This window comes from Halomonas sp. 7T (assembly GCF_025643255.1).
In the GTDB taxonomy this organism is placed as follows: domain Bacteria; phylum Pseudomonadota; class Gammaproteobacteria; order Pseudomonadales; family Halomonadaceae; genus Vreelandella.
The window spans coordinates 551,058-574,728 of record NZ_CP087112.1 but is presented as its reverse complement, the minus strand read 5'-3'; the positions used below and the strand labels follow the sequence as shown (position 1 = coordinate 574,728).

The 23,671-nt window shown below is 54.7% G+C and carries 19 protein-coding genes and 1 pseudogene; 5 read left to right on the top strand and 15 right to left on the bottom strand.

Annotation, left to right across the window (positions count from 1 at the left end; all coding sequences use genetic code 11):
• Window positions 1–11: 11 nt before the first annotated feature.
• Window positions 12–1,583, bottom strand: coding sequence for an ATP-binding protein (locus LOS15_RS02660; protein WP_263067930.1), 1,572 nt, complete (start codon window positions 1,581–1,583; stop codon window positions 12–14).
• Between the two features lie 246 nt (window positions 1,584–1,829).
• Between LOS15_RS02660 and recB the strand changes: the two genes are divergently transcribed.
• Complete coding sequence (gene recB / locus LOS15_RS02655; RefSeq protein ID WP_263067929.1) at window positions 1,830–5,618, top strand: exodeoxyribonuclease V subunit beta; 3,789 nt, start codon at window positions 1,830–1,832, stop codon at window positions 5,616–5,618.
• Window positions 5,615–7,822: an exodeoxyribonuclease V subunit alpha gene (gene recD, locus LOS15_RS02650; protein ID WP_263067928.1), complete on the top strand. Its 2,208-nt coding sequence runs from the start codon at window positions 5,615–5,617 to the stop codon at window positions 7,820–7,822. The genes recB and recD overlap by 4 nt, the downstream gene beginning before the upstream one ends.
• A gap of 120 nt (window positions 7,823–7,942) precedes the next feature.
• On the opposite strand, the gene LOS15_RS02645 is transcribed toward recD, so the two are convergent.
• The 9 genes from LOS15_RS02645 to LOS15_RS02605 all read right to left on the bottom strand — a co-directional run bounded on the left by LOS15_RS02645 (window position 7,943) and on the right by LOS15_RS02605 (window position 16,563).
• Entirely contained in the window at window positions 7,943–8,854 is a 912-nt protein-coding gene (locus LOS15_RS02645; protein WP_263067927.1) for a DUF6602 domain-containing protein, read from the bottom strand.
• 432 nt (window positions 8,855–9,286) lie between these two features.
• Window positions 9,287–11,053, bottom strand: coding sequence for a UvrD-helicase domain-containing protein (locus LOS15_RS02640; protein WP_263067925.1), 1,767 nt, complete (start codon window positions 11,051–11,053; stop codon window positions 9,287–9,289).
• On the bottom strand, window positions 11,050–13,056 hold the full coding sequence (locus LOS15_RS02635) for an AAA family ATPase (protein ID WP_263067923.1): 2,007 nt from the start codon (window positions 13,054–13,056) through the stop codon (window positions 11,050–11,052). The genes LOS15_RS02640 and LOS15_RS02635 overlap by 4 nt, the downstream gene beginning before the upstream one ends.
• A 159-nt stretch (window positions 13,057–13,215) precedes the next feature.
• On the bottom strand, window positions 13,216–14,100 hold the full coding sequence (locus LOS15_RS02630) for a hypothetical protein (protein ID WP_263067921.1): 885 nt from the start codon (window positions 14,098–14,100) through the stop codon (window positions 13,216–13,218).
• 275 nt (window positions 14,101–14,375) lie between these two features.
• Entirely contained in the window at window positions 14,376–14,660 is a 285-nt protein-coding gene (locus LOS15_RS02625) for a DUF427 domain-containing protein (RefSeq protein WP_263067920.1), read from the bottom strand.
• A gap of 84 nt (window positions 14,661–14,744) precedes the next feature.
• Entirely contained in the window at window positions 14,745–15,539 is a 795-nt protein-coding gene (locus LOS15_RS02620; protein WP_263067918.1) for a carbon-nitrogen hydrolase family protein, read from the bottom strand.
• Window positions 15,540–15,631: 92 nt separating this feature from the next.
• Window positions 15,632–15,898 (bottom strand): Txe/YoeB family addiction module toxin, encoded by a 267-nt coding sequence (locus tag LOS15_RS02615; protein ID WP_159342812.1) that lies wholly within the window; start codon window positions 15,896–15,898, stop codon window positions 15,632–15,634.
• Window positions 15,891–16,145 (bottom strand): type II toxin-antitoxin system Phd/YefM family antitoxin, encoded by a 255-nt coding sequence (locus LOS15_RS02610; protein ID WP_062360219.1) that lies wholly within the window; start codon window positions 16,143–16,145, stop codon window positions 15,891–15,893. The genes LOS15_RS02615 and LOS15_RS02610 overlap by 8 nt, the downstream gene beginning before the upstream one ends.
• A gap of 82 nt (window positions 16,146–16,227) precedes the next feature.
• A complete protein-coding gene (locus tag LOS15_RS02605; protein ID WP_263067915.1) occupies window positions 16,228–16,563 on the bottom strand; it encodes a zinc ribbon domain-containing protein YjdM in 336 nt (111 codons plus the stop codon).
• A 166-nt stretch (window positions 16,564–16,729) separates the two neighbouring features.
• On the opposite strand from LOS15_RS02605, the gene LOS15_RS02600 reads away from it, so the two are divergent.
• Window positions 16,730–17,698 (top strand): putative zinc-binding metallopeptidase, encoded by a 969-nt coding sequence (locus LOS15_RS02600; RefSeq protein WP_263067914.1) that lies wholly within the window; start codon window positions 16,730–16,732, stop codon window positions 17,696–17,698.
• A gap of 24 nt (window positions 17,699–17,722) precedes the next feature.
• Here the strand turns inward: LOS15_RS02600 and LOS15_RS02595 are convergent, their stop codons facing one another.
• Together LOS15_RS02595 and LOS15_RS02590 are read right to left on the bottom strand one after the other, a co-directional pair.
• The gene (locus LOS15_RS02595) at window positions 17,723–18,616 is read right to left on the bottom strand and encodes a dihydrodipicolinate synthase family protein (protein WP_263067913.1); all 894 of its coding nucleotides are present in this window, start codon (window positions 18,614–18,616) and stop codon (window positions 17,723–17,725) included.
• Window positions 18,617–18,671: 55 nt separating this feature from the next.
• Window positions 18,672–19,425: pseudogene (locus tag LOS15_RS02590) on the bottom strand (SDR family oxidoreductase).
• Window positions 19,426–19,600: 175 nt separating this feature from the next.
• Between LOS15_RS02590 and LOS15_RS02585 the strand changes: the two are divergent.
• Window positions 19,601–20,428: an AraC family transcriptional regulator gene (locus LOS15_RS02585; protein WP_263067912.1), complete on the top strand. Its 828-nt coding sequence runs from the start codon at window positions 19,601–19,603 to the stop codon at window positions 20,426–20,428.
• Between the two features lie 27 nt (window positions 20,429–20,455).
• Window positions 20,456–21,067 (top strand): LysE family translocator, encoded by a 612-nt coding sequence (locus tag LOS15_RS02580; protein ID WP_263067910.1) that lies wholly within the window; start codon window positions 20,456–20,458, stop codon window positions 21,065–21,067.
• Here the strand turns inward: LOS15_RS02580 and LOS15_RS02575 are convergent.
• The 3 genes from LOS15_RS02575 to trpB form a co-directional block, all read right to left on the bottom strand.
• Window positions 21,051–21,371 (bottom strand): hypothetical protein, encoded by a 321-nt coding sequence (locus LOS15_RS02575; RefSeq protein ID WP_263067908.1) that lies wholly within the window; start codon window positions 21,369–21,371, stop codon window positions 21,051–21,053. The two genes, LOS15_RS02580 and LOS15_RS02575, sit on opposite strands and share 17 nt — an antisense overlap.
• A 156-nt stretch (window positions 21,372–21,527) precedes the next feature.
• Entirely contained in the window at window positions 21,528–22,376 is an 849-nt protein-coding gene (gene trpA, locus LOS15_RS02570; protein WP_263067906.1) for a tryptophan synthase subunit alpha, read from the bottom strand.
• Between the two features lie 20 nt (window positions 22,377–22,396).
• On the bottom strand, window positions 22,397–23,614 hold the full coding sequence (gene trpB / locus LOS15_RS02565; RefSeq protein ID WP_263067904.1) for a tryptophan synthase subunit beta: 1,218 nt from the start codon (window positions 23,612–23,614) through the stop codon (window positions 22,397–22,399).
• Between the last annotated feature and the right edge of the window lie 57 nt (window positions 23,615–23,671).

Below are 23,671 nucleotides of genomic sequence, written 5' to 3'. Positions count from 1 at the left end.
GGCGCTTGATGTTAAACAGCGCCTAGCGTCTCAACGTCAAACGCCACAATCTGGCGTTTGACGCTGGAAAATTCGACGCCAATCTGGTGTATGGGCTTGCCAGAGGCGCGGTACTTGTCCGCGTACCCTTTGTGCTTGATTTGCGCCAGCGCGTTACCTTCCGGCAGTTGCTCCACCACTTTGAACTCGAACAGGTAGATATGCCCGCCAAAGTCCACGCTCATATCCACCTTACCGTGGTGGCTGGCATCTTCCACCGTCACATCCAGGCCCAGGGCCGCGAAGTGGCTGTAGAATACGCTGGCGTAATGCCCTTCATAGCGAGCAATCGGGTTGTTGCGGTACCAGTCGTGAGGAAGCCCGGCATACAGCGCCTTAAGGTGCGCTTCTAGGCCGACAAGATCATGCTGGCTTAAATGGCGGAACAGCGTCCTGCGTTCACGTGGGGCATTTTCAACCCCCAGCGATGGCAGCAAGGCGTGGTTGAGGCTGGTTTCCACCTCACGGTTAGGGAAGCCCAGCGTGTACTGGCGATACCCCAGCAAGGGCTCTTCCACCTGCTGAATGGTCAGGTAGCCGGTTTGAAACAGCAGGCCTTCGGTGCTGATCTGATCTACATCAAACTGGCTAAGCAGCTCATACTCGGTTTCCCAGTGATCCATTGAGGGCGTAAATACCCCCCGCTGCTTGAGAATATCGACCAGAAACGTTGGCGTGGCAGACTCGAACCAGTACGGCGCGAACTCGCGCTTTTGAAACAGTAGCAGCGCATCAAAGGGGTTGTAGACGGACACCACCTCGCGCCCGCCCCAGCGGTAGCCGTTGTACCACTGACGAATGGCTTCACGATCCAAGCCGGGTAGCTCCGGCGCGAACACCGTATCGATGTCTTCGTCGGTGTAACCGCAGATTGTGCTTAAGTGAGCATCCAGGGTGATATCGTTGAGGTTGTTCAACCCCGAAAATAAGCTCACCTTACTGAACTTGGAAACCCCGGTGAGCAGCACGAAGTGCAAATGGGGGTCGGCATCTTTCAGCACGCTGTAGAGGTTCTTCAGCCCTTCGCGCACCTCCCGAGCACGCTCAGGCGCCAGAATGTTATCCAGAATCGGCTTGTCGTATTCGTCGATCAGCACCACCACCCGCTGACCATATTGCTGGTGGGCGCTGCGAATCAGAGTTGAAAATTCGCCGGGAATATCCGTCTTGTGGTGTTGGGTAATGCCCAGCTGCTCACGCTGCACTCGGAGCTGATCACGAATACGCTCATCGAGCTCTTCACGGCTCTGCATGACGCCATCGGCAAAGCTGATACGAATGACCGGGTAACGCTGTTGCCAGTCCCACTGATCGTGAATATAGAGCCCTTCAAACAGCGCTTGGCGGCCCTCGAACAAGCAGCGCAGGGTATCCAGCAACAGGCTTTTACCAAAGCGGCGCGGCCGCGAGAGAAAGTAGTATTTATTTTGGTTGACCAAGCGCTCGATATGCGGAGTTTTATCGACGTAATAATAGCCGCCCTCGCGGATATCCGAGAACGTCTGAATCCCGATGGGGAGCTTACGGCGATGGGCATCCTGCACGGCGGCCTCCAGAACAAAAAGTGCGATACAAAAAACAGTTTAGCATGCGGTTGATTCTGGCAGCGTCACAGAAGACGTTATCCAGAAGCGAGGTCAGCATGAGATCCCTTCGTGTGAGTGAACCGAAGCCGCTGGTAGCGTAAACTGAGCATCCTAAGAGTGGCTTGGCGGCTAGATTAGCAGGTGGCGAAGCACTCATACAGTCTAGGCCCCAAGCAGGGGCGCGTTATTGTTGGAGCCTGAATAATGAGCCAGCCCGCCCCGCTGAACCCGCTGACGCTGCCGCTTCACGGCAGCCGTTTGATTGAAGCCAGCGCGGGCACGGGGAAAACCTTCACCATCGCGCTGCTCTACGTGCGCCTAGTGCTGGGCGGGCAGCACAGCGAAGACGACACCGCCTTTGTACGCCCGCTCACCCCGCCGGAAATTCTAGTGGTCACGTTCACCAACGCCGCCACCCAGGAACTGCGCGAACGTATTCGCCACCGGCTGGTGGAGGCCTCAGGGGTGTTTCGTAAAGAGCCAGACCAGGCGGAGGGAGCAGGCCAAAGCGAGGGTCTTTTGCCAGGGATGGCAAAAGTAGCCCCCAGGGAAGGTTCCACGGCGCCCTCGCGTCGGCCTGCTGCCGAGCCTCCTGCTGATGACCCGCTGCTCCTGAAGCTCCGCGACCAATACGACCCGACCACCTGGCCCGCCTGCGCCCGCCGCTTGGAGTTAGCCGCCGAGTGGATGGACGAAGCCGCCGTTTCCACCATCCACAGCTGGTGCTACCGCATGCTGCGGGAGCACGCCTTCGATAGCGGCAGCCTGTTCTCGCTCAATTTAGAAAACGACCAGCAAGAGCTGGAGCAAGAAGTGGTACGCGACTACTGGCGCACCTTCTACTACCCGCTAGACGCCGAGGCGCTGGGCAGCATCACCAGTTACTGGAAATCACCCGACCAGTTGCATCAAGACGTGCGCAAACTGCTGCACGAAAGCGGCGCGCTGGGTGCCCCACGCCCCGAGCCCACGCACACCTTAAGCACCGCCGCCGCCGAACGCAGCGCCCTGCTCAGCACGCTAAAAGCCCCCTGGCCCGCGTGGCTAGACGACCTAGTGCCCGCACTGGAAGACGCCGCCACGCGCAAAGCCTTCAAAGGCCAAAGCTTTAACGCCAAAAGCCGCGCCAACTGGCTAGGCGCGCTGCGGGAGTGGAGCGACACCGACCTAGAGCGCCCCGCGCTCACCCCCGCCGCCTGGAAACGCCTGACCCCAGACGGCATGGCGGAAATATGGAAAGAAGGCGCGCCACCCTGCCCGAAGGCCTGGGAAGCGCTGGGCGAACTGCCCGCCGCGCTCAACACGCTGCCCGAGCCGCGTAACGACCTGCTGATTCACGCCGTGCAGTGGTGCAAAGTGCGCCTGGAACGGGAGCAAGAGCGCCGCGCTGAAATGGGCCCCAACGACCTGCTCACCCATTTAGACCGCGCCCTGCAAGGCCCCAACAGAGAGGCGCTGGCCGCGCAAATACTGCGCCAGTTCCCCGTAGCGTTGATCGACGAATTCCAGGACACCGACCCCATCCAGTACCGCATCTTTAACGCGGTGTACGAGGTCGCCAAGCCCCGCCGCGACGCCGCCATGCTGCTGATCGGCGATCCCAAGCAGGCCATTTACGCCTTTCGCGGCGCGGATATCTTCACCTACCTGACCGCCCGCGAAGACACCGCAGGCCGCCACGTCACGCTGGGCACCAACTTCCGCTCCAGCCGCGCCATGGTAGAGGCGGTGAACCACTGTTTCCGCTACGCCGATGAGCACCCGGCAGGGGCCTTCCTGTTCCGCGAAGAAGGCGGCGACAACCCGCTGCCGTTTCTGCCGGTAGAGGCCAAAGGCCGAAGTGAACAGCTTGTTCACCAGGGCCAGCCGCTGCCCGCTATGACGCTCTGGCCGCTCACCGCCGACGAGCCGCTCTCTAAAACCGCCTACCAAACCGAGATGGCCGAACGCTGCGCCTCGTACATGGCGGAACTGCTCAGCGCAGGCCAACAAGGCAAGAGCGGATTTCAAACCGAGGACGCGCTCACCCCGCTCAAACCTTCCGATATGGCGGTACTGGTGAACGGCCTGCAGGAAGCCCGCGCCATTCGCCTAGCGCTGGCCAGCCGTGGGGTGAAGAGCGTGTATCTCTCTGACCACGACAAGGTGTTCAGCTCGCCTATGGCCGCCCAGGTAGAGCGCTGGCTACGCGCCTGCGCCGAGCCGCTGGCCAGCTCACGCCAAGCCGAAGCGCACCTGCGCGCTGCACTGGCCACGCCGGTGCTGGGACTAAGCTTGGCGGACCTAGACCACCTGCAGCAAAACGAGCTGGCCTGGGAAGAGCGAGTAGAGCAGTTCAGCCGCTATCACCGCCTATGGCAGCGCCAAGGCGTGCTGCCGCTGGTGCGCCGCATGATGGTGGATTTCGATATTCCCGCCCGCCTGCTGGCGGAGTTTGAAGAGGGTGAGCGCTTGCTCACCGACCTGCTGCACTTGGGCGAACTGCTGCAACAGGCCAGTGCCGAGCTGGACGGCGAACACGCGCTGATTCGCTTTCTGTTTGATGCCATTGCCGACCCGGAAAGCCACGGCGACAGCCACAAGCTGCGATTAGAGAGCGACGCGGATTTGGTGAAGGTGGTGACTATCCACAAATCCAAAGGGCTGGAGTACCCGCTGGTGTTCCTGCCGTTTATCGCCAACCACCGCCCGGTGAAAGCCGAAGACGTACCGCTGCGCTGGCACGACAGCGAAGGCAACTTAAAGCTCAGCTTAGACGCCGATGAAGCAACACTGGCCACCGCCGACCGGGAACGGCTGGGAGAAGACCTGCGCAAACTCTACGTAGCGCTCACCCGCGCCCGCCACGCCACCTGGCTGGGGCTGGCCCCGCTGAAAGAGCTGGAAAACAGCGCGCTGGGCTACCTGCTGAAAGGCGGCAGCGCCCTGTCACCGGAAACGCTCAATAACGCGCTTGATGAACTGGTGAAAGGCAGCGAGATACAGATTCATCAACCACCCGCGCCCACCGCAGAGCGCGTTGCCCAAGTGGAGCAAAGCAGTGAGCTTGGCCACGCCCGCACGCCCACGCGCCCCGCCAAAGAGCACTGGTGGATTGCCAGCTACTCCGCGCTGCGGCTTTCCGGCACGCTTACCGCCCCGGTGTTGCAGCCGCTGGAACCCACCACCGCCCAAGAAGCCACCGCCTTTGAAGTGCTGGATGAACCTCGGGATCTTTCTGAGCCGGAAGCGTATCACCTGCACAAATTCCCCCGTGGCCCCGGCCCCGGCACCTTTCTGCACGGGCTGCTGGAGTGGGCCGGCAAGCAAGGTTTTAATACCGCCGCCAACGATAGGGAAGCCCTTAACGATATGCTGTGGCGGCGGGTGCAGCTACGCGGCTGGCAAGCGTGGCAAGAACCGCTGGCGGGTTGGCTAAACGCCCTGCTCACCACGCCGCTACCGCTGGCCGCGCCCACCCTGCAAAGCGTGGCGCTGAATGAGCTGGCAAGCTACCAGGTAGAGTTGGAGTTCTGGTTTGCCGCCAAGCGGGTGAACACACAAGCCATTGATGCGCTGGTAAGCAAGCACTTACTGCCAGGGGTAGAGCGCCCCGCGCTGGATGCCGACACGCTAAACGGCATGCTGAAAGGCTTTATTGACCTGGCCTTCGAGCACCAAGGGCGCTTTTACGTGCTGGACTGGAAATCGAACTACCTAGGCCCCAACGACAGCGCCTACGAACCCGAGGCCCTGCGCCACGCGCTGCTGGCTAAACGCTACGACCTTCAGGCCGCGCTCTACTTACTCGCCATGCACCGGCTGTTAAAAGCGCGCCTGCCGGATTACGACCCGCACCAGCATCTGGGCGGTTCAATGACGGTATTTCTACGCGGCAGCCGCAGCCCTGGGCGCGGCGTGGTGGGCGAACCCGCCCCAGTTGAACTCATCGAAGCCCTGGATAGCCTGTTTGCAGGCGAGCCACACGCCACCCAGCAGGAGGCCACGGCATGAGCCGCCAGCACGATAGCCACACTTTCGATATGTTTAGCGACGCGCCCACCGCCAGCGCCCACCCGGCACTCAGCAGCACCCCGGAACTGCTGGCTCTGTGCGAACGCTGGGTAGCACGCGGCTGGCTGCGGGATTTAGACCGCGCACTGGTGCGCTTTTTAGCCAGCGAAGCCCCAGATGCCCCCACGCTGCTGCTACTGGCGGCAGCACTTGCCAGCCACCAGCTAGGCCGCGGCCACGTATGCCTGGATATTAACGCCACGCTGAACGCGCCGGATTTCGCCCTTTCACTTCCGCCCGAAGGCGACGACCTCACCGACCCGCCGCCGCTGCCCAGCGACGTGCTGGCCACGCTCACGCTCAGCGAATGGCAAGCCGCCCTGCACCACCCGCTGCTCATTAGCGAAGGCCCCGGCAACACGCCGCTGGTAGTAGTGACCACTCACTCAGCCAGCGGCACCCCCAGCACGCGGCTCTACCTGCGCCGCTACTGGCAGTACGAGCAAAGCCTGCACCAACACATCGCCGCCCGCCTGGAAGAAACGAATGACGCCAGCGCCTCGGGGTTACTCCCCCAAGCGCTCAACATCCTGTTCAAACAAAGCAACGGCCTAGACTGGCAAAAAACCGCCTGCGCCCTGGCCGCCCGCAGCCGCTTCGGCATTATTACCGGTGGCCCAGGCACCGGCAAAACCACCACCGTGGTGCGCCTGCTCGCCCTGCTGCAAACCCTGCAACTGGCCCAGCACCCCAGCCAGCCGCTGCGCATTCGCCTAGCCGCCCCCACCGGCAAAGCCGCCGCCCGCTTGAACGAATCCATTGCCGGACAGGTGAATGCGTTACCGCTCGCTGAGCTGGCAACGCTGTTAAGTGAACACTCACCTTCTGCGGCAGACAGCGAGGTCGCGATTCCTACGGAAGTGACAACACTGCACCGCCTACTCGGCGCACGCCCCGACACCCGCCACTTCCGCCACAGCGCCGCCAATCCGCTGGCGCTGGATGTGCTGGTGATCGACGAAGCCTCGATGGTGGATATCGAAATGATGGCCGCCACCCTCAGTGCCCTGCCCGCCCACGCCCAGTGCATTCTGCTGGGGGATAAAGACCAGCTCGCCTCGGTAGAGGCAGGCTCGGTACTCGGCGACCTATGCCGCCGCGCCGACGACGCCCACTACACCCCGGCCACCGCCGACTGGCTAGCCCAGGCCACCGGGCAACCGCTGCCCGCAGATTTCACCGACCCCGCAGGCCAACCACTCGACCAAGCCATTACCATGCTGCGGGTTAGCCACCGCTTCAATGAACACAGCGGCATCGGCCAGTTGGCAAAAGCCATTAACCAGCCGGGCCATACCCAAAGCGAACGGGAAAAACAGCAGGCGGTAACGGCCGTGCTGCGCCACGGCTACCCGGATATTCACCACTTGGTAATGAGTGACGACGCCGCATTGGATAAGCTGGTGATTCACGGCAACCCAAACGGTTTTGCGGGCAACGGCGAAGGCCGCACCGACCGCGAAGGCCAGCCCATCACCCCGCCCACGGGCTACCGCCACTATCTCAACGTGCTGCACGCACAGCGCCCACGGGGGGAGTCATTCGAGGAGAACCAAACCGCCTACAACACCTGGGCCAGTGAGGTACTCAGCGCCTACAGCCACTTCCAACTGCTGTGCGCGCTGCGCAAAGGCCCCTGGGGGGTAGAAGGATTAAACCAGCGTATCGCCAGCACATTGCGCCGCGAAAAGCTGCTGTACGGCAGTGACTACACGTTGGAGAAAGGCTGGTACGAAGGCCGCCCGGTACTGGTTACTCAAAACGACTACGGCCTGAAACTAATGAACGGCGATATCGGCATTACCCTGGCCGTGCCCGACCCGCGCCACCCGCAGCAAACGCTATTAAGAGTCGCGTTCCCCAGCAGCGACACCGAAAAGCCCATCCGCTGGGTGCTGCCCTCCCGCCTGCACGCGGTAGAAACCGTGTTTGCGATGACGGTTCACAAGTCCCAAGGCTCGGAGTTCTTGCACACCGCCCTGCTGTTGCCACCCACGCTAAGCCCCATCCTGACCCGCGGGCTGGTCTATACCGGCATTACCCGCGCCCGCGAATGGCTCACGGTGGTGGAAGCCAAGCGCGGAATATTGAATGATGCGGTCACTAGGGAGGTTATGAGGGTTAGTGGAATGGAGAAGTTGTAATCAAAGCCGACATCATCGTTGATGGTGTCAGTTTTCGGCCAGGAGCCGCCTTTTAGGAGTCTCTGATATAACGCCTAAATCAGGTGCGCTGTAGGCGTCAGCTGGATTTACTTGTTAGGTTTATATTCCATCTGACATTAAATCAAAATGCATCATCCTAAACTTCATTCTCGCAGTCATAGCAGAAAATAGCCCTACGTCATCGGGCGCTTTCCCAGAATGAAGATAGCATATTTGATTGTGGGCATTAACAGAAAAGAATTGAAGAGGGTATTGAAAATCTTCACCGCTAACGGAGATTTCATTGTAGTAAGATTCGTACTCGTAGTGGGAGTCTTCATAACACTTACCATGTTCTTGTATTAATTCGACATGTGAAAACAAAGTAATAAAATTTCCAATCACACAGATATTCATTGGCAATTCTTTTAAATGATTTAATCCAAGCTGTTCTTGAAGATCACCATTATCTAGAGCCTCATAGACCTTATGGGGGTCGAAGGTTGAAGAGTATGCGATAATCCCGCTATAGTAAGTTCGTTCTTTATCCCTGCAGACATGTGCGGCAGCTTGGATGTTTTTTAGAGCATCAACTAAAGTACCACTCCATCGATAAGCTTCAGTATAACCGCCGCCGAACGGGTAGTCTTTATTGGTTTCCTTTGAGCCATTAGGCCTTTTTTCTTTATAGAAAGTAAGCGTTGACTTTACTTCAATACAACCTAGAAAAGATTCAGGACGAACTACAGAAAAATCATCAGTCTCTAATAACGGGATGAATTTCTCATTGCTATATATAAGTAAATCAACCTGCCTGCTCTGACTGTTAGAAATTTCATCCTGATTGTCATTTTTGGCAATAAAGCCTGATTTCACCTCTATCGTACTAGGTAGAAATTTTCTTATATAATCCCTTAAAACAGCCTCACGATAACTGCCTATAGATGGATTGTGCTTTGTAAAAAGTGACACTTTCTCCGCTTCTAGCAAAAGCATCTCTTGTTCAATTTTATAAAACCTATTTACACTCATAACTACCTTTTAAACCTAACAGTGATTATACTCTCTTCTACATAACCTCAATGAACTCACCGACGCGTTCATTGAGGTTATACAGCCAATAATTCACGATCTATCACATTGAAATTAATATATATTAAGTATAGATAGGCAGTATAACATAGATTATCGCGCGGGCTGCATAACACATCTGAATCAGCATGCCGCTTTCGCCGGAAGGGCCGCTTTGGGTCGTCAGTTGCCGCTCCAGATCCATCTCCATCAGCGTAACCCGAAGTTCTGCATCCGGCCAAGAGCGGATGTTGAGGAAATCTAATATAACGCTGAGAGAAGCGGCAGTTTTTGCTAGCGTAGCGGCCAGAATAAAAAGAGCCAAGGAACAAATTTTACGACTGACACTTATTGTTATACCCTTTCATCACACTGATTAAATACAAGCAGAGCCTAAGCATCAAGTGGGCTACCTAATACATTATCTTTGCCAAATATCCTATCAAGTACCGTTATTGACTTATCGGATAACTCTTGCGTAAACAGCAAAGTGAGATTGTGTTTAGCTCTCGAGCAGCTCACGTAGAACAAGTTTCGATTTCGCTCAAACGTATCCTTTTTGTCTTCGGGACAGCTACCGTCCATCCACTCCAACATCTGATTCCAGTTGTACTGATTCCATCCGCGACCACAAACGACAAGAACATTATCAAATTGCGCTCCTTTCACGCCGTGCTTCGTCGAGAAAGGCGTCTTTGCATCGATGTACTCACCCAGGTTAGCAACCTCAAGATAATCGACGGAGCGCAACTTTCTAAGCTTTTCCACAAATTTCGCCTCATCCTCATCCAGCTCGTCAATCGACTTTAATATCAGACGCTTATATCGATTTTCTGATTCTTCAATTTTTGATAAAACTCTAAGCACTTTGGTTTCCATCAAAATGTCTAGCATATCGCCAACGTTAGAATTTTTTCTTGCGTGCATTATTCTATCAAGAATATTTAACCATTCTGTTTTATCAGCCTGACACTTCAATGGTGGATGGTTTTTCTTTTTAATCTGCAACAATCCACCATATTGCTGTTTTTCATAAGCGAATACAGTTGGCTCTATCACCTCAAGAAAAAACTGGACATATTTGTCATTTTTTTTGAGATAGTCGTCTGTATATCGAAAGCAATCAGTAAGATTCTTAAAGTTTTGCTCACTTGCTATAAGGTTGTTTGTTAAAAACAAGATTTTAGTTTTCTTGGGAGACATATCCCATTCATCTGCAACCATCAACTCTTTCGTTTTCTCAATATATTCCTTCACATTGCATTCTGGAAGATCACCCTTCCAGTGGCCGCCGCCTTTACCATCTCTCCTGGCACCCACCCAATTATTGGAGTGGAAAACTTTTATCACTCCATTTGAGTTAGGGTCTGATTCTGCTTGAGGCAGATCTGGACGCATTCTGTTAAAACACTGAACTATATTTCGATCCGACCGGAAGTTTGCTTTTTTTCCGATCTCTACGATTTTTCCTTTTTCGCTCGAAATTAAGCCGCATGCTGTAGCGCCGTAGATTTTCTGCCAATGATCGCCGAAAAGGCCAACCATTACACCGGAGTCATTATCGATAAGATTAGTGACAATGCTATCAGCCAGCTTGCTATTGGTATCCTGGTACTCATCGATTAAAACAATAGGGAACTTGCTTTTAAGTCGCTTCTGAAACTTTGGATACATAAGCATGCGCGCCATCAACCCGACTACGTCATCATGATGCAAAGTAATTTCGCGCTCATTGACAGCGGGAAACCCTAACTCGTACTTAACCTTCTGGTTCGTGACACCTACCGAATCATCTATTCGATTTTTCCATTTTTCACCAAGTTCTGGAAGATGTTCTCGAAGCTTAATCTGGTAATGTTGCAGTATGCTCCAGCAGAACGCATGAATTGTATCGGCAAATATAACTGGATGATGATCCGTTCTATCCTTTATTTCATCCTTTGCTACGTTTGTGTATGTAATACATGCTATCTGCTGCTGACTACCTAGTAAATCAGCTGCGCGATTCGATATCAAATACCTAATTGATTCGATCAAGGAATAGGTTTTGCCTGCACCAGCACCTGCTTCTAAACGAAAACACTGACCTTTATCAATACAGCTCCTTAGCTTCTCTAGCGCTTCTATAGAAGCCTGCTCGGCAGGGTTTATGTTGGTCATGGCTGAACCTCCTCAGCATTAAACGCAACGTCTTTAGCCAGCCATTCGAGCCCTTCTAAAATATACTCAGGAACACACCAATCTGTTGTTTCAATAGCATATTTAATAGCAAAGTTAGCTTTACTTTTACTTCCAATTTTTTTAGACAGTGCAAAAACAGAATTTTCCAGCTCCACACCCTTTTTATCCTTTAATTCAAAAAGGGTTGTATTCGCCAGAATAAACGCATCCTCAAAGCTACGGCCACACAGACCACTTTCACCTTCATCCACCTGAAACGCTAATCGACGACATCCAGAAATTTTAGTATTATCGTCTTTTAAACGTATATCCTTCAATTCAGAATACCCATCTATCCCAAACCATTTAGACAGGCCTACGTTACTTGAATGTGAACCATCACTTACCATTGAAGCAGGATATGTTGCCTTCTTCCCACCTTCGGTTTTCTTTACCGAATCCAAATCAGTAATGAACAGGGTCTGTAGCTCAAGAAAGTCGATGAACTTATAAAAATGATGAGCATAGGCTCCACCAACCTCGACTACAGACATATACTTTCTGCGTAAACCACACTGCCGCGTCTCATCCACTTTTTTAATCATCTCAGGCAGTAGAATTCTTTCAGTGGCCCCTTCGATAAGAATTGCTCTATCTGCAAAATAGAGGTCGCTCTTGGTCAGGGTTAAATACTTATGCAAAAATTCTTTGTCTTCCTTCACCTCATCGCTGCCAAATGCTTCGCCCAGGTCTTTCACCTTGGTTCCCTTTCTCCCCTTGGATAAAAAATAACGGACTTTGCTAAAATCTGCTTCGTTGGCTATATGTGAGGAATGCGTACTGACCACAAACTGCACTGGCCAAATATTCCCATCATTAAGCTGCTTTTGGAACTCACTGACTATTTCCTCAAGCTGACGAATGAAAACTTCCTGCATTTGCGGATGCAGATGGGCTTCGGGCTCTTCGATAAAAATTAAATGGCCTTTCGGTGGGGTAGGCTGTGACTGGAACTCTCTAAAGTACTCATAGATTCGAAAGAGAATAAAAATCAAATTACGAATACCCAAGCCATTGTAGGTTTCTGGCAGAGTAAAATGATCATCGCCTGCATAGAATACCCTAGTATTGCTCTCCAACAATGACGTTACATTTAGCTCAGTAGCAGCACTCAAATTTGGATCTTGCAGACCGGGATACCCAAAGATGTTAAGCGTTGGCAAAAGCGCTTTTACTTTCTCCTGAAAGTCCGTATCGACTTTCTCTTGGAGTGCTTCTACTACTGTATTGACTTCATCGGACTTGGCTTTAAATGCTTCAGGCGCACCGGCACTGTTTGCACTTTTAAAAATGTTTCCTAGTGACTTCCCCAGCACATCGCGCTCATTGTGAGTTTCATCATCGAGGCCGCGCTGAGCATTAATTAATCCTGACAATATCAACCGTTTGAAGGAAGAGAATTCGAGCCTGACCTTATTATTCAAATTGGTCGGTTCGATCGCATAGATCGCGGGCTCGTAATGCTGGTTGATCAAAACTTTAAGATCAGCAAAATATTTTTTGCGATTAGCTGCATCCAGTGCCTGAAAGAAATCCTTAATCTTTCCGTCTTTTAACTGGTAAGAAACCAATATATAGGTTTCAAACAATGCATCGTCGAGATCAATAATAAAGTCACCCAAGACTCCAAAATCGTTCTCATCGTCTTTATAGTGGATAAGTAGCTGTAGCTCAATCGCTGGCATCAAGAGACGAATGACTTCTTCTTCTTTACCTTTTTTGAAAGCCTCTAAGGCTTTTTCAAACTCTGCTAAACAAGACTGATTAAAGTCCTCATAACGAACCTTCGGCCCCGTTGAACTTAGGAAGCTCCGGAATATTTCAGCAAACGAAGTTTTACCAGAATTGTTTCGCCCAACAATCAGTGTCGTTCTGTCATCTAGGCTCAGACATACGTCTTTCAACAAGCGATAATTTTTGATGCGGGCACTTTTTATTTTCATTCTTCCTCCTTGCTAATATGCAAATAGACAAACCTGTCAACAATTAAAATCAATATCTTCGTTGCACTTCGCTATCGACATATCGTAGAGCTAACCGGCGCTGCGCGGCTTTATCACGCAGCGTCCAGAGAGCGAAGCGAACAGGGTTGAGCGCTGGGGTTAGGCATATCCAGATTTATTGGGTCGCTGCGATCTTGCGAGAGATTTGTGAGCGCCAGTAGTTCTTTCACTTTCAGAAATTTCCTGTTCAATTTTCACTAAATTGTAACTACTCATGGCCAGCTTCGACGCTTCAAACTGATCGTTCAGAAATTTAATATAGTCCCGAAGAAAGTCCGGAATTACTTTAATGTCACTCAGACTAACGGCGCCTGCGAACTTGTTTTTGTCATCCTTGTCATCCGACCACCCTTCGCTAAAAATAAAGAAAAAAATAAATGGCAGCTTAAATACTGCAAAATATCGATGCGGGTCATCAAAAAAACGTATGTCGGGTGCGCCAACCATTCTATCCAGTTGATAGGTCATAGATAGAGGCAAATCATAGAACGGAGGGTCACCATAAATCGGTGCCCAAAAGATAGGTGTTGTGGCAACATTCTTATTAATTTGATGCTTGGCGGATGCCAAAAACTCGTTCATTACCTTCTTGTCTTCATCGGTGCGATTGTTTTCTCGGCTCAGTGACGTTAGCAGAGTTCTCCAAAATATCGATAGGACGCATACGCGCATTGGTTCTGTGACTAAAATTTCTGGCGCCTGCCCCCGGTAGTTCGCAATTTTTTTGAATGCTTTCTCAGCGAACTCATCCTCCATTAGCGAAAGATTGCCTTCACACTTTTCGCACAAAAGATATTCTTTAGGCCCATCCTGTTCACGCTTATTCACATTATCACTGCTTCGCAAATAAGGCGTTGGACTTGTTTCTTTGATCCATTGGTAAACAAACTTAGGAATGCTGTGCGATTCCTTTAACTTGGCTTCCTCTTGATCGCAGAGCGCGCATGTTCCGATTCTCACATCAACTTCATTGGAATAATTCATATTTAAATCACTTGCCCGTGGCGAGCTACGAATTGCCTAACAGTGAATACACACCCCACTACATAACCTGAATGAACCCGACGGCGCGTTCATTCAGGGTATACAGCCCTTTATTCACGAACTAACTCGTTGAAATCAAAATTAATTAAATATAAATAGGCTGAATGACATGGATTATAGTGCCGGCTGCATAACACGGCCAAATCAGCATGCCAATTTCGTCGGAAGGGCTGCTTTGGGTCGAAAAAGTCATTCGCACGTTTCTTCATAAAAAGTCACCCTACCCGCGACAGCTCAACCGGCTCCTCATAACTCCAAGCAATATCCCGCCGTTCACCCAGCGAAAAGTACACCGTATGCCCTTTAAACGGGCAATAAGTGGTCTTTTCTGAAACAGTGAGTAAGTCCATCCGCATGTCTTCACATGGGAAGTAGTGGCGTGGCGGGTAGCCGTGTTCGCGGAGTTCAAGCGTATTGCTAGAGTCGGCTAGCAGAACACCATCCACCCGCACTTGCATGCGTTTGTTGGTAGGGTGAAGCGTTATGCGGGCATTCTGCATCGTAAATTCCCTGCGGCGTTGTTCGCTCTAATACTTTGAGACTAGCAGCAAACATAAGTTAAGCCTACCTTGGGAGCTTAACTTTTAGTCGGTAATGAATGCTTTGGAAGGTAGGTGAGTCATCACTTCTACGCTACCGCTTAATACACCGTGATTAATGTGGCACAGCACTAAGCTGGGCTGGGTGCCGTTGGCTTTCACGGTTAGCTCCCCTGCTGTATTCCAGCCGCCGCTATTGCCACAGGTTTGCCAGCCGCCCGTGGTGAAAATGTGGTTGGCGAGCAGTACCGGCAGTTGGTGGCGTTTTGCGATGGTGGCGAGCAGCTCGGCATCTTTTGCATAGCCGCCTAGGGAGATGAGCGCGCTGGCAAGATATACATCCGCCTGTTGTTTGGCGGCGGTAGCGGCGTGGCTTGGCTGGGTGAAGTCGGCGCATACGGCCAGGGCGATGCGTGTGCCGTTCACGTTGATCAGGCCACTTTCATGGCCGGGGGCACAGTAAACCTCCTCCCCTTCGTGAAGGTGCTGTTTTAAGTAGAAGGTATGTTCACCGTTGGGGTAGCAGATCACCGCTGCGATGTGGGGTTTGCCGTGGGGGTTGTGCAGTGGGCAGCCTGCCATTACCACCGTGTTATTGGCGACGGCAGCGGCGGTGAGGGCGGCAAAGGTGGCATCGTCGCGGGGCATGGCCAGTTGGCCGAGTAGCGCCAGCTCGTAGCCGGTGAGCGAGAGTTCGGGAAAGGCCACCACGTTGGCCCCCAGCGCGGCGGCGCGTTCTATGTAGGCCAAGTGGGTTTGTAGGTTGTCGTCTACCGCTGCTTTGCTGACGGGCAGTTGGGCCAGTGCAGTGGTGATGGGAGCTGGTGTGGTAGCTGTCATTTTTTCCACTTAGCTGGCTGGGTGCAGGCACAGTCGCGGGCTAAAGCCACCTCCCACTGCTGGCTCACTCTCAGGGGCGATTCAGTTGCGGGCTAATAGTGATAGCGGCAAGAAATGACAGTGATCGCGTGGTGATCGACTGCATAAACAAGCCGATGAGTATCGTCTATACGTCGAGACCAAAAGCCCGCTAGGTTTTCTTTTAAGGGCTCTGGCTTGCCGATTCCCTCAAAGGGGGAGCGCTTTACATCGTTTATCAGCTTATTAATGCGCTTAAGGGTTTTCTTATCCTGCGCTTGCCAGTAGACGTAGTCGTTCCAAGATTCATCTGTCCAACACAACAGTCGCTGACTACTCATCCATTAACTCGCGTGCGCTTGTTTGGCCAGCACGATATTGCGCTATTGAGCGGTTAAGGTGTTCAGCATTATTAGGCGAACGAAGCAGGTGCACTGTTTCCATTAGGCTATTGTAATAATCCAGCGACATCACCACGGCATCTTCAGCATCCCTGCGCGTGATCACGGTGGTATCCGCATCATTAACGACGCCATCCAGCACAGCTTTCAAGCCATTCCTCGCTTCTGTAAAAGACACGATTTTCATACACGCCTCACATGTACTATTTAGGGTACAAGTCTAGCCGTTGCTAGCAAACCTGTACAGCTAATAAGACAGAACGATTGCTTCAAGCCTTTTTCACGAACTGCGCAGTCACCATCATGTCGCCTGCGCCGTCTACTTTGCAGTCTAGCTGGTGGTCTTTGCCCTCTTTTAGCCGTTTGATGACGGCTTTGGTGCCGATCTTGAGCACTTGGGAGCTGCCTTTGACCTTGAGGTCTTTGATCAGCGTGACCTTGTCGCCTTCGGCCAGCGTGGAGCCGTTGGCATCTGCCACGTTCACGGCCTCTTCGGCGGCGGCTTCTTCAGGGTTCCATTCGTGGGCGCATTCGGGGCAGATGAACAGGCGTTGATCCTGGTAAACGAATTCGGACTGGCAGCGGGGGCATGGCGGGCAAGACATAAGCAGTGGCTTCTATAATGAATGAGCAGGTGATGATACTGAGCCTGGGCGGCCTTGGCGACTGCTCTACGCGTCTCATCAACGGCCGTGCCCTGCAATCGCCGTTGGACGTAACCGGGTCTCGGCTCCTAAACTGAAGCTTCGTTTCTTTTGAGATACCCGGCCTATGCGTGTTTTTTCTAATCCGGTCGGTGCCGGTTCACTCTGGTTTGATAATTTGGTCACGGCGGATGGTGTGCCGGTGGCTTACGACCCCCAGGCGCGGGCGTTTATTCCCATGCCGCCCTTCTGCGCCAACCGCGAGGTGATTGGCTGTAATTGGATTGCCCCCAAGCAGGGCGAGTTCTGCCGCGCCTGCGCGATGACCGCCCTAGCGCCAGACCCTTCCATTGCCGGTGCGATGCCCAACTGGGCGCAAACCGAGGCAGCCAAGCGTTGGGTGATTGATAACCTGGGCCGCTGGAACTGGTTCCGCCCGGAAGACCCCGGCGCGCCGCCGGTGTTTCACATGCTAGCCGAAGGCGGAATCCCGGTGCCCATGGGCCATGTCGGCGGCGTGGTAACGATTAGCGTGGCGGAAGCCGATGCCGTGCTGCGCACGACCCGTAAAGAGGCGTTGGATGAGCCTTACCGCACGATGATTGGCCATATGCGCCATGAAATCGCCCATATGTTGTGGTGGCGGTTAAGCTTGCGGGATGATTTTCTAGATGCGTTTCGTGAGATGTTTGGCGATGAGCGCGCGGATTACCCAGCGGCGTTACAGCGCCACTACCAAGATGGCCCCCCGCCCGACTGGCGCCAGCGTTTTCTCACTACCTATGCATCGGCACACCCGCATGAAGACTTCGCTGAAACCGCATCGCACTTGCTGCATCTTACCGATATTACCGACAGCTTTGTGTCCTCGGGCATGACCTCTCCGGCCTTGCCCAACACCTACAACTGGGATGCCTACGCCGAGCCGGATGCCGAGCGGCTGATTCACATTGCCGCCTCGTTAGTGGCGGGCGTGAACCATGTGAACCGCTCGATGGGGCTGTCGGATCTTTATCCGTTTGTGCTTTCCGATGTCGCGATGAAAAAGCTGGCGTTTGTTCACGATTGGCTGCGGCGCGGTGCTCAGGGGCTATAAGCCAACCCTTTTAAAACGCTGCCGTTAGTGAAGCCCAAGCGCCTCGATCACCGCTGCGACCTTCTGGCGGGCATCATTTTGCAGGGTGTTCAGCGGTTGGGGCAGGCAGGGGGCGCTAACGCGACCGGTGAGCTCAGCGATAGTCGCCACCACCCTCAGGCTGCCACCATACTCACTGTATAGCGCCCATAGCGGTGCTAAGGCGTCTGAACGGGCTTGGGCTTGTTCGGCGTCTCCGGCTTGGGCGTCGCGGGTGAGCGCCAGCGCAAGTTCCGGGTATAGCCCGCCAATCACCGAATACCACGCATCACAGCCCGCAAGAAGGCCCGTGGCGGCGGCGGGGTCGCCGCTGATGCCGATGGTCACATCACTGGGAATCAGCGCCCGCAGCCGCGCCACGTGGGCTTTGGCGTCGTCTAGATTGTTGGATACTGGCGGAATCTTAATCGAGCGCACCTGGGGCAACTCGGCAATGCGCCCATGCAGTTCGTCGCTGAACGTAAAGTGGGTGGTGCCGGGGTTGTCGTACACGCACAACGGCACGCTGATGGCGCGGCTGACGGTGCTGAACAGGTTGAACACGTCGTCATCGGTCAGCATTTGATACGAAACAGGCGCTAACAGCAGGCCGCTCGCCCCGGCCTGCTGGGCGTGTTCGGCGTTGGCTAGCACATCGCGAGTGCGAAGCGCGCCAATGCCCACCACCACCGGCACCCCTGCCGCACTCTCCACGCTCAGCTTGGCCACCCGCGCCCGCTCTTCCACGCTTAAATAGGCGTAGCTGCCGGTAGAGCCCAGCACACCAATGGAGTCCACCTGCGCCTGGGCCAAACGAGCCACTAGCTGGGTAAATTCCTGCTCGTTGATGCCCTGCTCATTCATGGGGGTTAACGGAAACGCACTCAGGCCGGTAAACATGGGGGTGTCCTTTTAGGGGGTCATAGAAGAAAGCAACGGTGTGCTGACGAGGGCGCTACAGCCCACCCGCGAGATCCAACAGGGTACCGGTGGCAAACGATGACTTATCGCTGGCTAACCAGTAAATAGCGTCGGCCACTTCAGAAGGTTGGCCGCCCCGCTGCATTGGGATGCGTGATTTTAAGCGATCCACCCGTCCAGGCTCGCCGCCCAAGGCGTGCATCTCGGTGTGAATCAGGCCGGGGCGTACCGCATTTACGCGGATGCCTTCGGCAGCCACTTCCAGGGCCAAACCTCTGGTCAGTGTATCCACTGCCCCTTTCGAGGCGGCGTAATCCACGTACTCGTTGGGCGAGCCGCTTTTGGCTGCCGTCGAGAAAACATTGACGATACTACCGCCAGTGCCGCCCTGGTGCGTCGACCATGCGCTGCTCGGCCTCCTTGCAGAAGAGAAAGCAGCTCATGACGTTCTTTTGTAGCACGTTGCCAAAACGCTCCAGCGAGATATCCACCAGCCGCGCCTGGGTGTTGAGAATGGCGGCGTTGTTAACTAGCACCGTCAGCATGCTGAGTTCTTGGTCGACCCGGCGAAACAGGTTCGCCACCTCATCGGCCTTCGACACATCGGCTTTCACAGCCATGCAACGCACGCCCAGGGCGAGAATGTCACTGCGCACGCGCTCGGCGGCCGCGTCGTTTTCGACATAGTTGAGGCAGACATCGTAGCCATGTTGAGCAAACAACCTAGCCGTCTCGGCACCAATGCCTCGACTCCCGCCGGTAATCACTACCACGTTGGGGTTTGCCATGCGCCCTCCTCGTTTGCCAGCGTTTTGCGTGTGCCGCCCACTCTGCACCGTCTAGTGAATATACACTGACACCGCCGTTGAGCAATTATGTACAAGCCACGATGGCACCCACAACATATCCTGAAACGGGTTAGGGTAAGCCCGCCATGGGCTGATTGCGATCAAGGAGGTTGGCATGGGCAGCAGCCAGTTCAAGTTTTTCAAAAGTCATCATGTGCCGTCACTGACTGTCTTGAAAGCGGCCATCGAGGATTTTAGCTATGACCGCCATGCCCACGAGGAGTACGCCTTCGGGGTGACGCTGGCGGGGCGGCAGGATTTCTTCAGCGGCGGGCAGTTTCATCGTAGCCCACCGGGTAACGTGATTCTGTTTAACCCTGAAGAGGTTCACGACGGCCACGCTGGCGGTGAGCAGGCCCTGGGCTACGTGATGGTGTACGTCCATCCCAGCCAAGTGTTGCCACTGTTCGAGGAGATGCTTGGCCGCCCACAAACGTCACCGTTTCGCTCCCAAAGCACGCTGATTCACGACCCATTGCTACGCCAGGCGATACAGGAGATCGCACGACTGACCACTCATCAAGCGGGCAGTTGCATCGACCAGGAAAACGCGTTGTATCGCGTGATCGAACGCATGGTTCAGCTTGGGGGCCACATGGTGACTAGCAAACGCACCAGCCGCCCAGACACGCTGCTAGGCCACGCCAAAGCCTATATTCATGAGCATCTTGAAGCAGATATCTCACTGGACGATATAAGTCAGGCCGCGCATTTGTCGAAGTACCACTTTTTGAGGCTGTTTCGCCAACAGTTCGGCATGACCCCTCACCAATACGTGCTCAATTGCCGCGTGAACGCGGCACGCTCCGCGCTCGACCAGGGCTCGCCACTAACCGAGATAGCGCTGCGCTTCGGCTTTGCGGATTTAAGTCACTTCAATCGGCGTTTCAAGCGCATCTATGGCATGACCCCTTTCCAGTACCAACGCGATATCACGCGTTAAGCATCACTTCCACCTAGAGGTTTTCTCATGTTAGCAATCGTCGCCTATGCCCTGGGCGTCATGTACACGCCTGGGCCTGTGAATCTGTTGGGATTGAATGTCGGTATCAACGGACAGGGTAAAACCTCACTGGGTTTTTGCCTGGGCGTGGGGCTGGCCATGCTGCTGTACTTGCTGGTATTAGGATGGGCGGGAGCCGCCTGGATATCTCAAGACTCTCTGGTGCTGCTCAGCGCGCTCGGCTGCGCTTATATCCTGTATCTGGCCTACAAGGTGGCTCGCGCCAATGCCACCCTGGATACCCATGCCCCAGCACCACGCATGCTCAGTTTTCGTGATGGTCTGATGATGCAGTTACTCAACCCCAAAGCCATGGTGGCGACGCTGCCCATCGCGACGCTGCAGTTTCCTGCAGAGGGCATTCAGGGCATGAGCCTGTTTATCTGGGCACTGGGACTGGCCGCGCTGGCGGCAGGCGCACCCGGCAGCTATGTGGTGATCGGCAGCCTGCTTGGCCAGCGCGTCAGGCAGCCGATGCTTATCAAAGGGTTCAACTGGGTGATGTCAGGGTTGCTGGTAGCTGTAGCGGTGTCGATTGGTCATGAACACGTTTGGCTCGTGGTTACTGCCCGAAACTAATCCCCAAACGCAGCGCTTGCAGGCCGTCCAACTGTACCGTGACTTCATCAGACACCAACGGATGGCCTTGTACCTGCATGTTGACCGCCGCCTGGGAGCCACGGTAGCTAAGCGTCACAGCAATATTGGCGCTGTCGCTCACCGGGGCCAGCCAATCGTACTCGACGTTATCCACGCTCACCGATGACAGCCCACGGGCTTCTAACTGCTGCTCGACTTCCCGCTCGATCACCACGCCATAGTAGAAATAGATGCCTGCGTAGCCTAGCCCCAGCAGTACCAGCAATGAAAAGAGCTTGCCCATTGTCTTCCTCTGTTTGTGTGGTCGTGGCGCAATGACGCCCAACATCAAACATGGATGATGCCTGTTTTCTGGAAACAACGACAAGGGGAGAATGGAACTTTCAGAATAACCACAGAGCAGGCTTTTGCCCGCGCTGTGGTTTGATGCAGCTTCTTATCAGGCTGGCAAACTGGCATGTTCCTGCTGGGCTTTTCGACACCCTCTCACACTCTCCGCCAGCTCTTTGACGAGCCCATGCACCCGCGCTACGGCGTCATCGCCGCTGCTGGCGTGTTCGATGCAATCTACCAGCGCGGAGCCTACTACCACAGCGTCGCTGAAGCGGCCAATGGTGGCGGCCTGCTCGGCGGTGCGAATGCCGAAACCCACAGCGATGGGCAGCGGCGTGTGTTCGCGCAGCTGGTTCACGGCGCTTTCTAGCCGCTCTGGCGTGGGCGCGCTGCCGCCCGTCACACCCGCCACGGAAACGTAGTAGATAAACCCGGAAGCGTTGGCCAGCACTTTGGGCAGGCGCTTGGCATCAGTGGTGGGCGTGGCGAGGCGAATAAAATCGATGCCGTGTTGAGCGGCGGGCTGGCACAGCTCTTCATCGTGTTCGGGGGGGAGGTCCACCACGATTAGCCCATCTACCCCGGCCTTGGCAGCATCGGTTAGAAAACGCTCAACGCCGTAGCAGTAAATAGGGTTGTAGTAGCCCATCAGCACAATGGGGGTGGTGCTGTTTTGTTCACGGAACTGGCGCACCATTTCCAGGGTTTTGGCTTGGGTTTGGCCGTTAGCCAGCGCACGCAGGGCGGCTTTTTGAATGGCGGGGCCATCGGCCATGGGGTCGCTGAACGGCATGCCGAGTTCGATGATGTCTACCCCGGCTTCCGGCAGCCCGTGCAGCAGGCGGCGGGAGGTCTCGGCGTCCGGGTCGCCCGCGGTGAGGTAGCTCACCAGCGCGGGGCGGTTTTGTTGCTTGAGCGCGGTAAAGCAGTGTTCAAGACGAGAAGTGTTAGTCATGTCGTTCTCCTGTAGCGCGCTCATACGTTTTTTACTCCGAACTTATCACCCAGGTGATGGGCCACGCTCACCATGTCTTTATCGCCACGGCCACTGAGGTTGACCACCATCAGATGCTCGCGGGGAAGTGTTGGCGCGCGCTTAGCCACTTCGGCCAGGGCGTGGGCGGTTTCCAGCGCCGGGATGATGCCCTCTTGGCAACAGCAGATTTGGAACGCTTCTAGCGCTTCATCATCGGTGGCGGAAACGTACTCAACTCGGCCCTGTTCGTGCAGCCAGGCGTGTTCAGGGCCGATGCCGGGGTAATCTAGCCCAGCGGAAATCGAGTGGGCATCGATAATCTGGCCATCTTCGTTTTGCAGCAGGTAGGTACGGTTGCCGTGCAGCACGCCAGGGGTGCCGCCGTTGAGGCTGGCGGCGTGCAGGCCGCTGTTAACGCCTTTACCGCCCGCCTCTACGCCCACCATGTGAACGCTTTCATCATCAATAAACGGGTAGAACAGGCCCATGGCATTAGAGCCGCCGCCTACGCAGGCAATCAGTGAATCCGGCAGGCGGCCCTGTTTTTCGAGCATTTGGGTGCGGGTTTCATGGCCAATCACCGCTTGGAAATCGCGCACCATGGCCGGGTACGGGTGCGGGCCTGCCACGGTGCCAATAATATAGAAGGTGTCGTCGACGTTCGTGACCCAGTCGCGCAGCGCTTCGTTCATGGCGTCTTTCAGCGTGCCGGTGCCAGAGGTCACTGGCACGATCTCCGCGCCCAGCAGCTTCATGCGGAATACGTTGGGCTGCTGACGTTCGATGTCGGTGGCGCCCATGTAAATCACGCAGGGCAACCCAAAACGCGCAGCCACGGTAGCGGTAGCAACACCATGCATGCCCGCGCCGGTTTCCGCGATGATGCGCTTTTTGCCCATCTGCTTGGCGAGCAGCACCTGACCAATGCAGTTGTTAATCTTGTGCGCGCCGGTGTGGTTTAGCTCTTCACGTTTGAGATAAATGCTTGCGCCGCCAAAGTGCTCGGTGAGCCGCTCGGCAAAGTAGAGCGGGCTGGGGCGGCCAACGTAGTCGCCCTGGAAATAGGCAAGCTGGCGCTGAAACTCAGGGTCGTTTTTGGCGGTGGCGTACTCATCCTGCAGCTCAAGAATCAAAGGCATCAGGGTTTCCGCTACAAAGCGGCCACCAAAGCTGCCAAACAGCCCGTTGGCATCGGGTAGGCTTAGGGGTTTGTTCATCACGACCTCTGCGGTTTCGGGGCGATTTAAGATGCTCACGACGTTAACGCAGGCAGG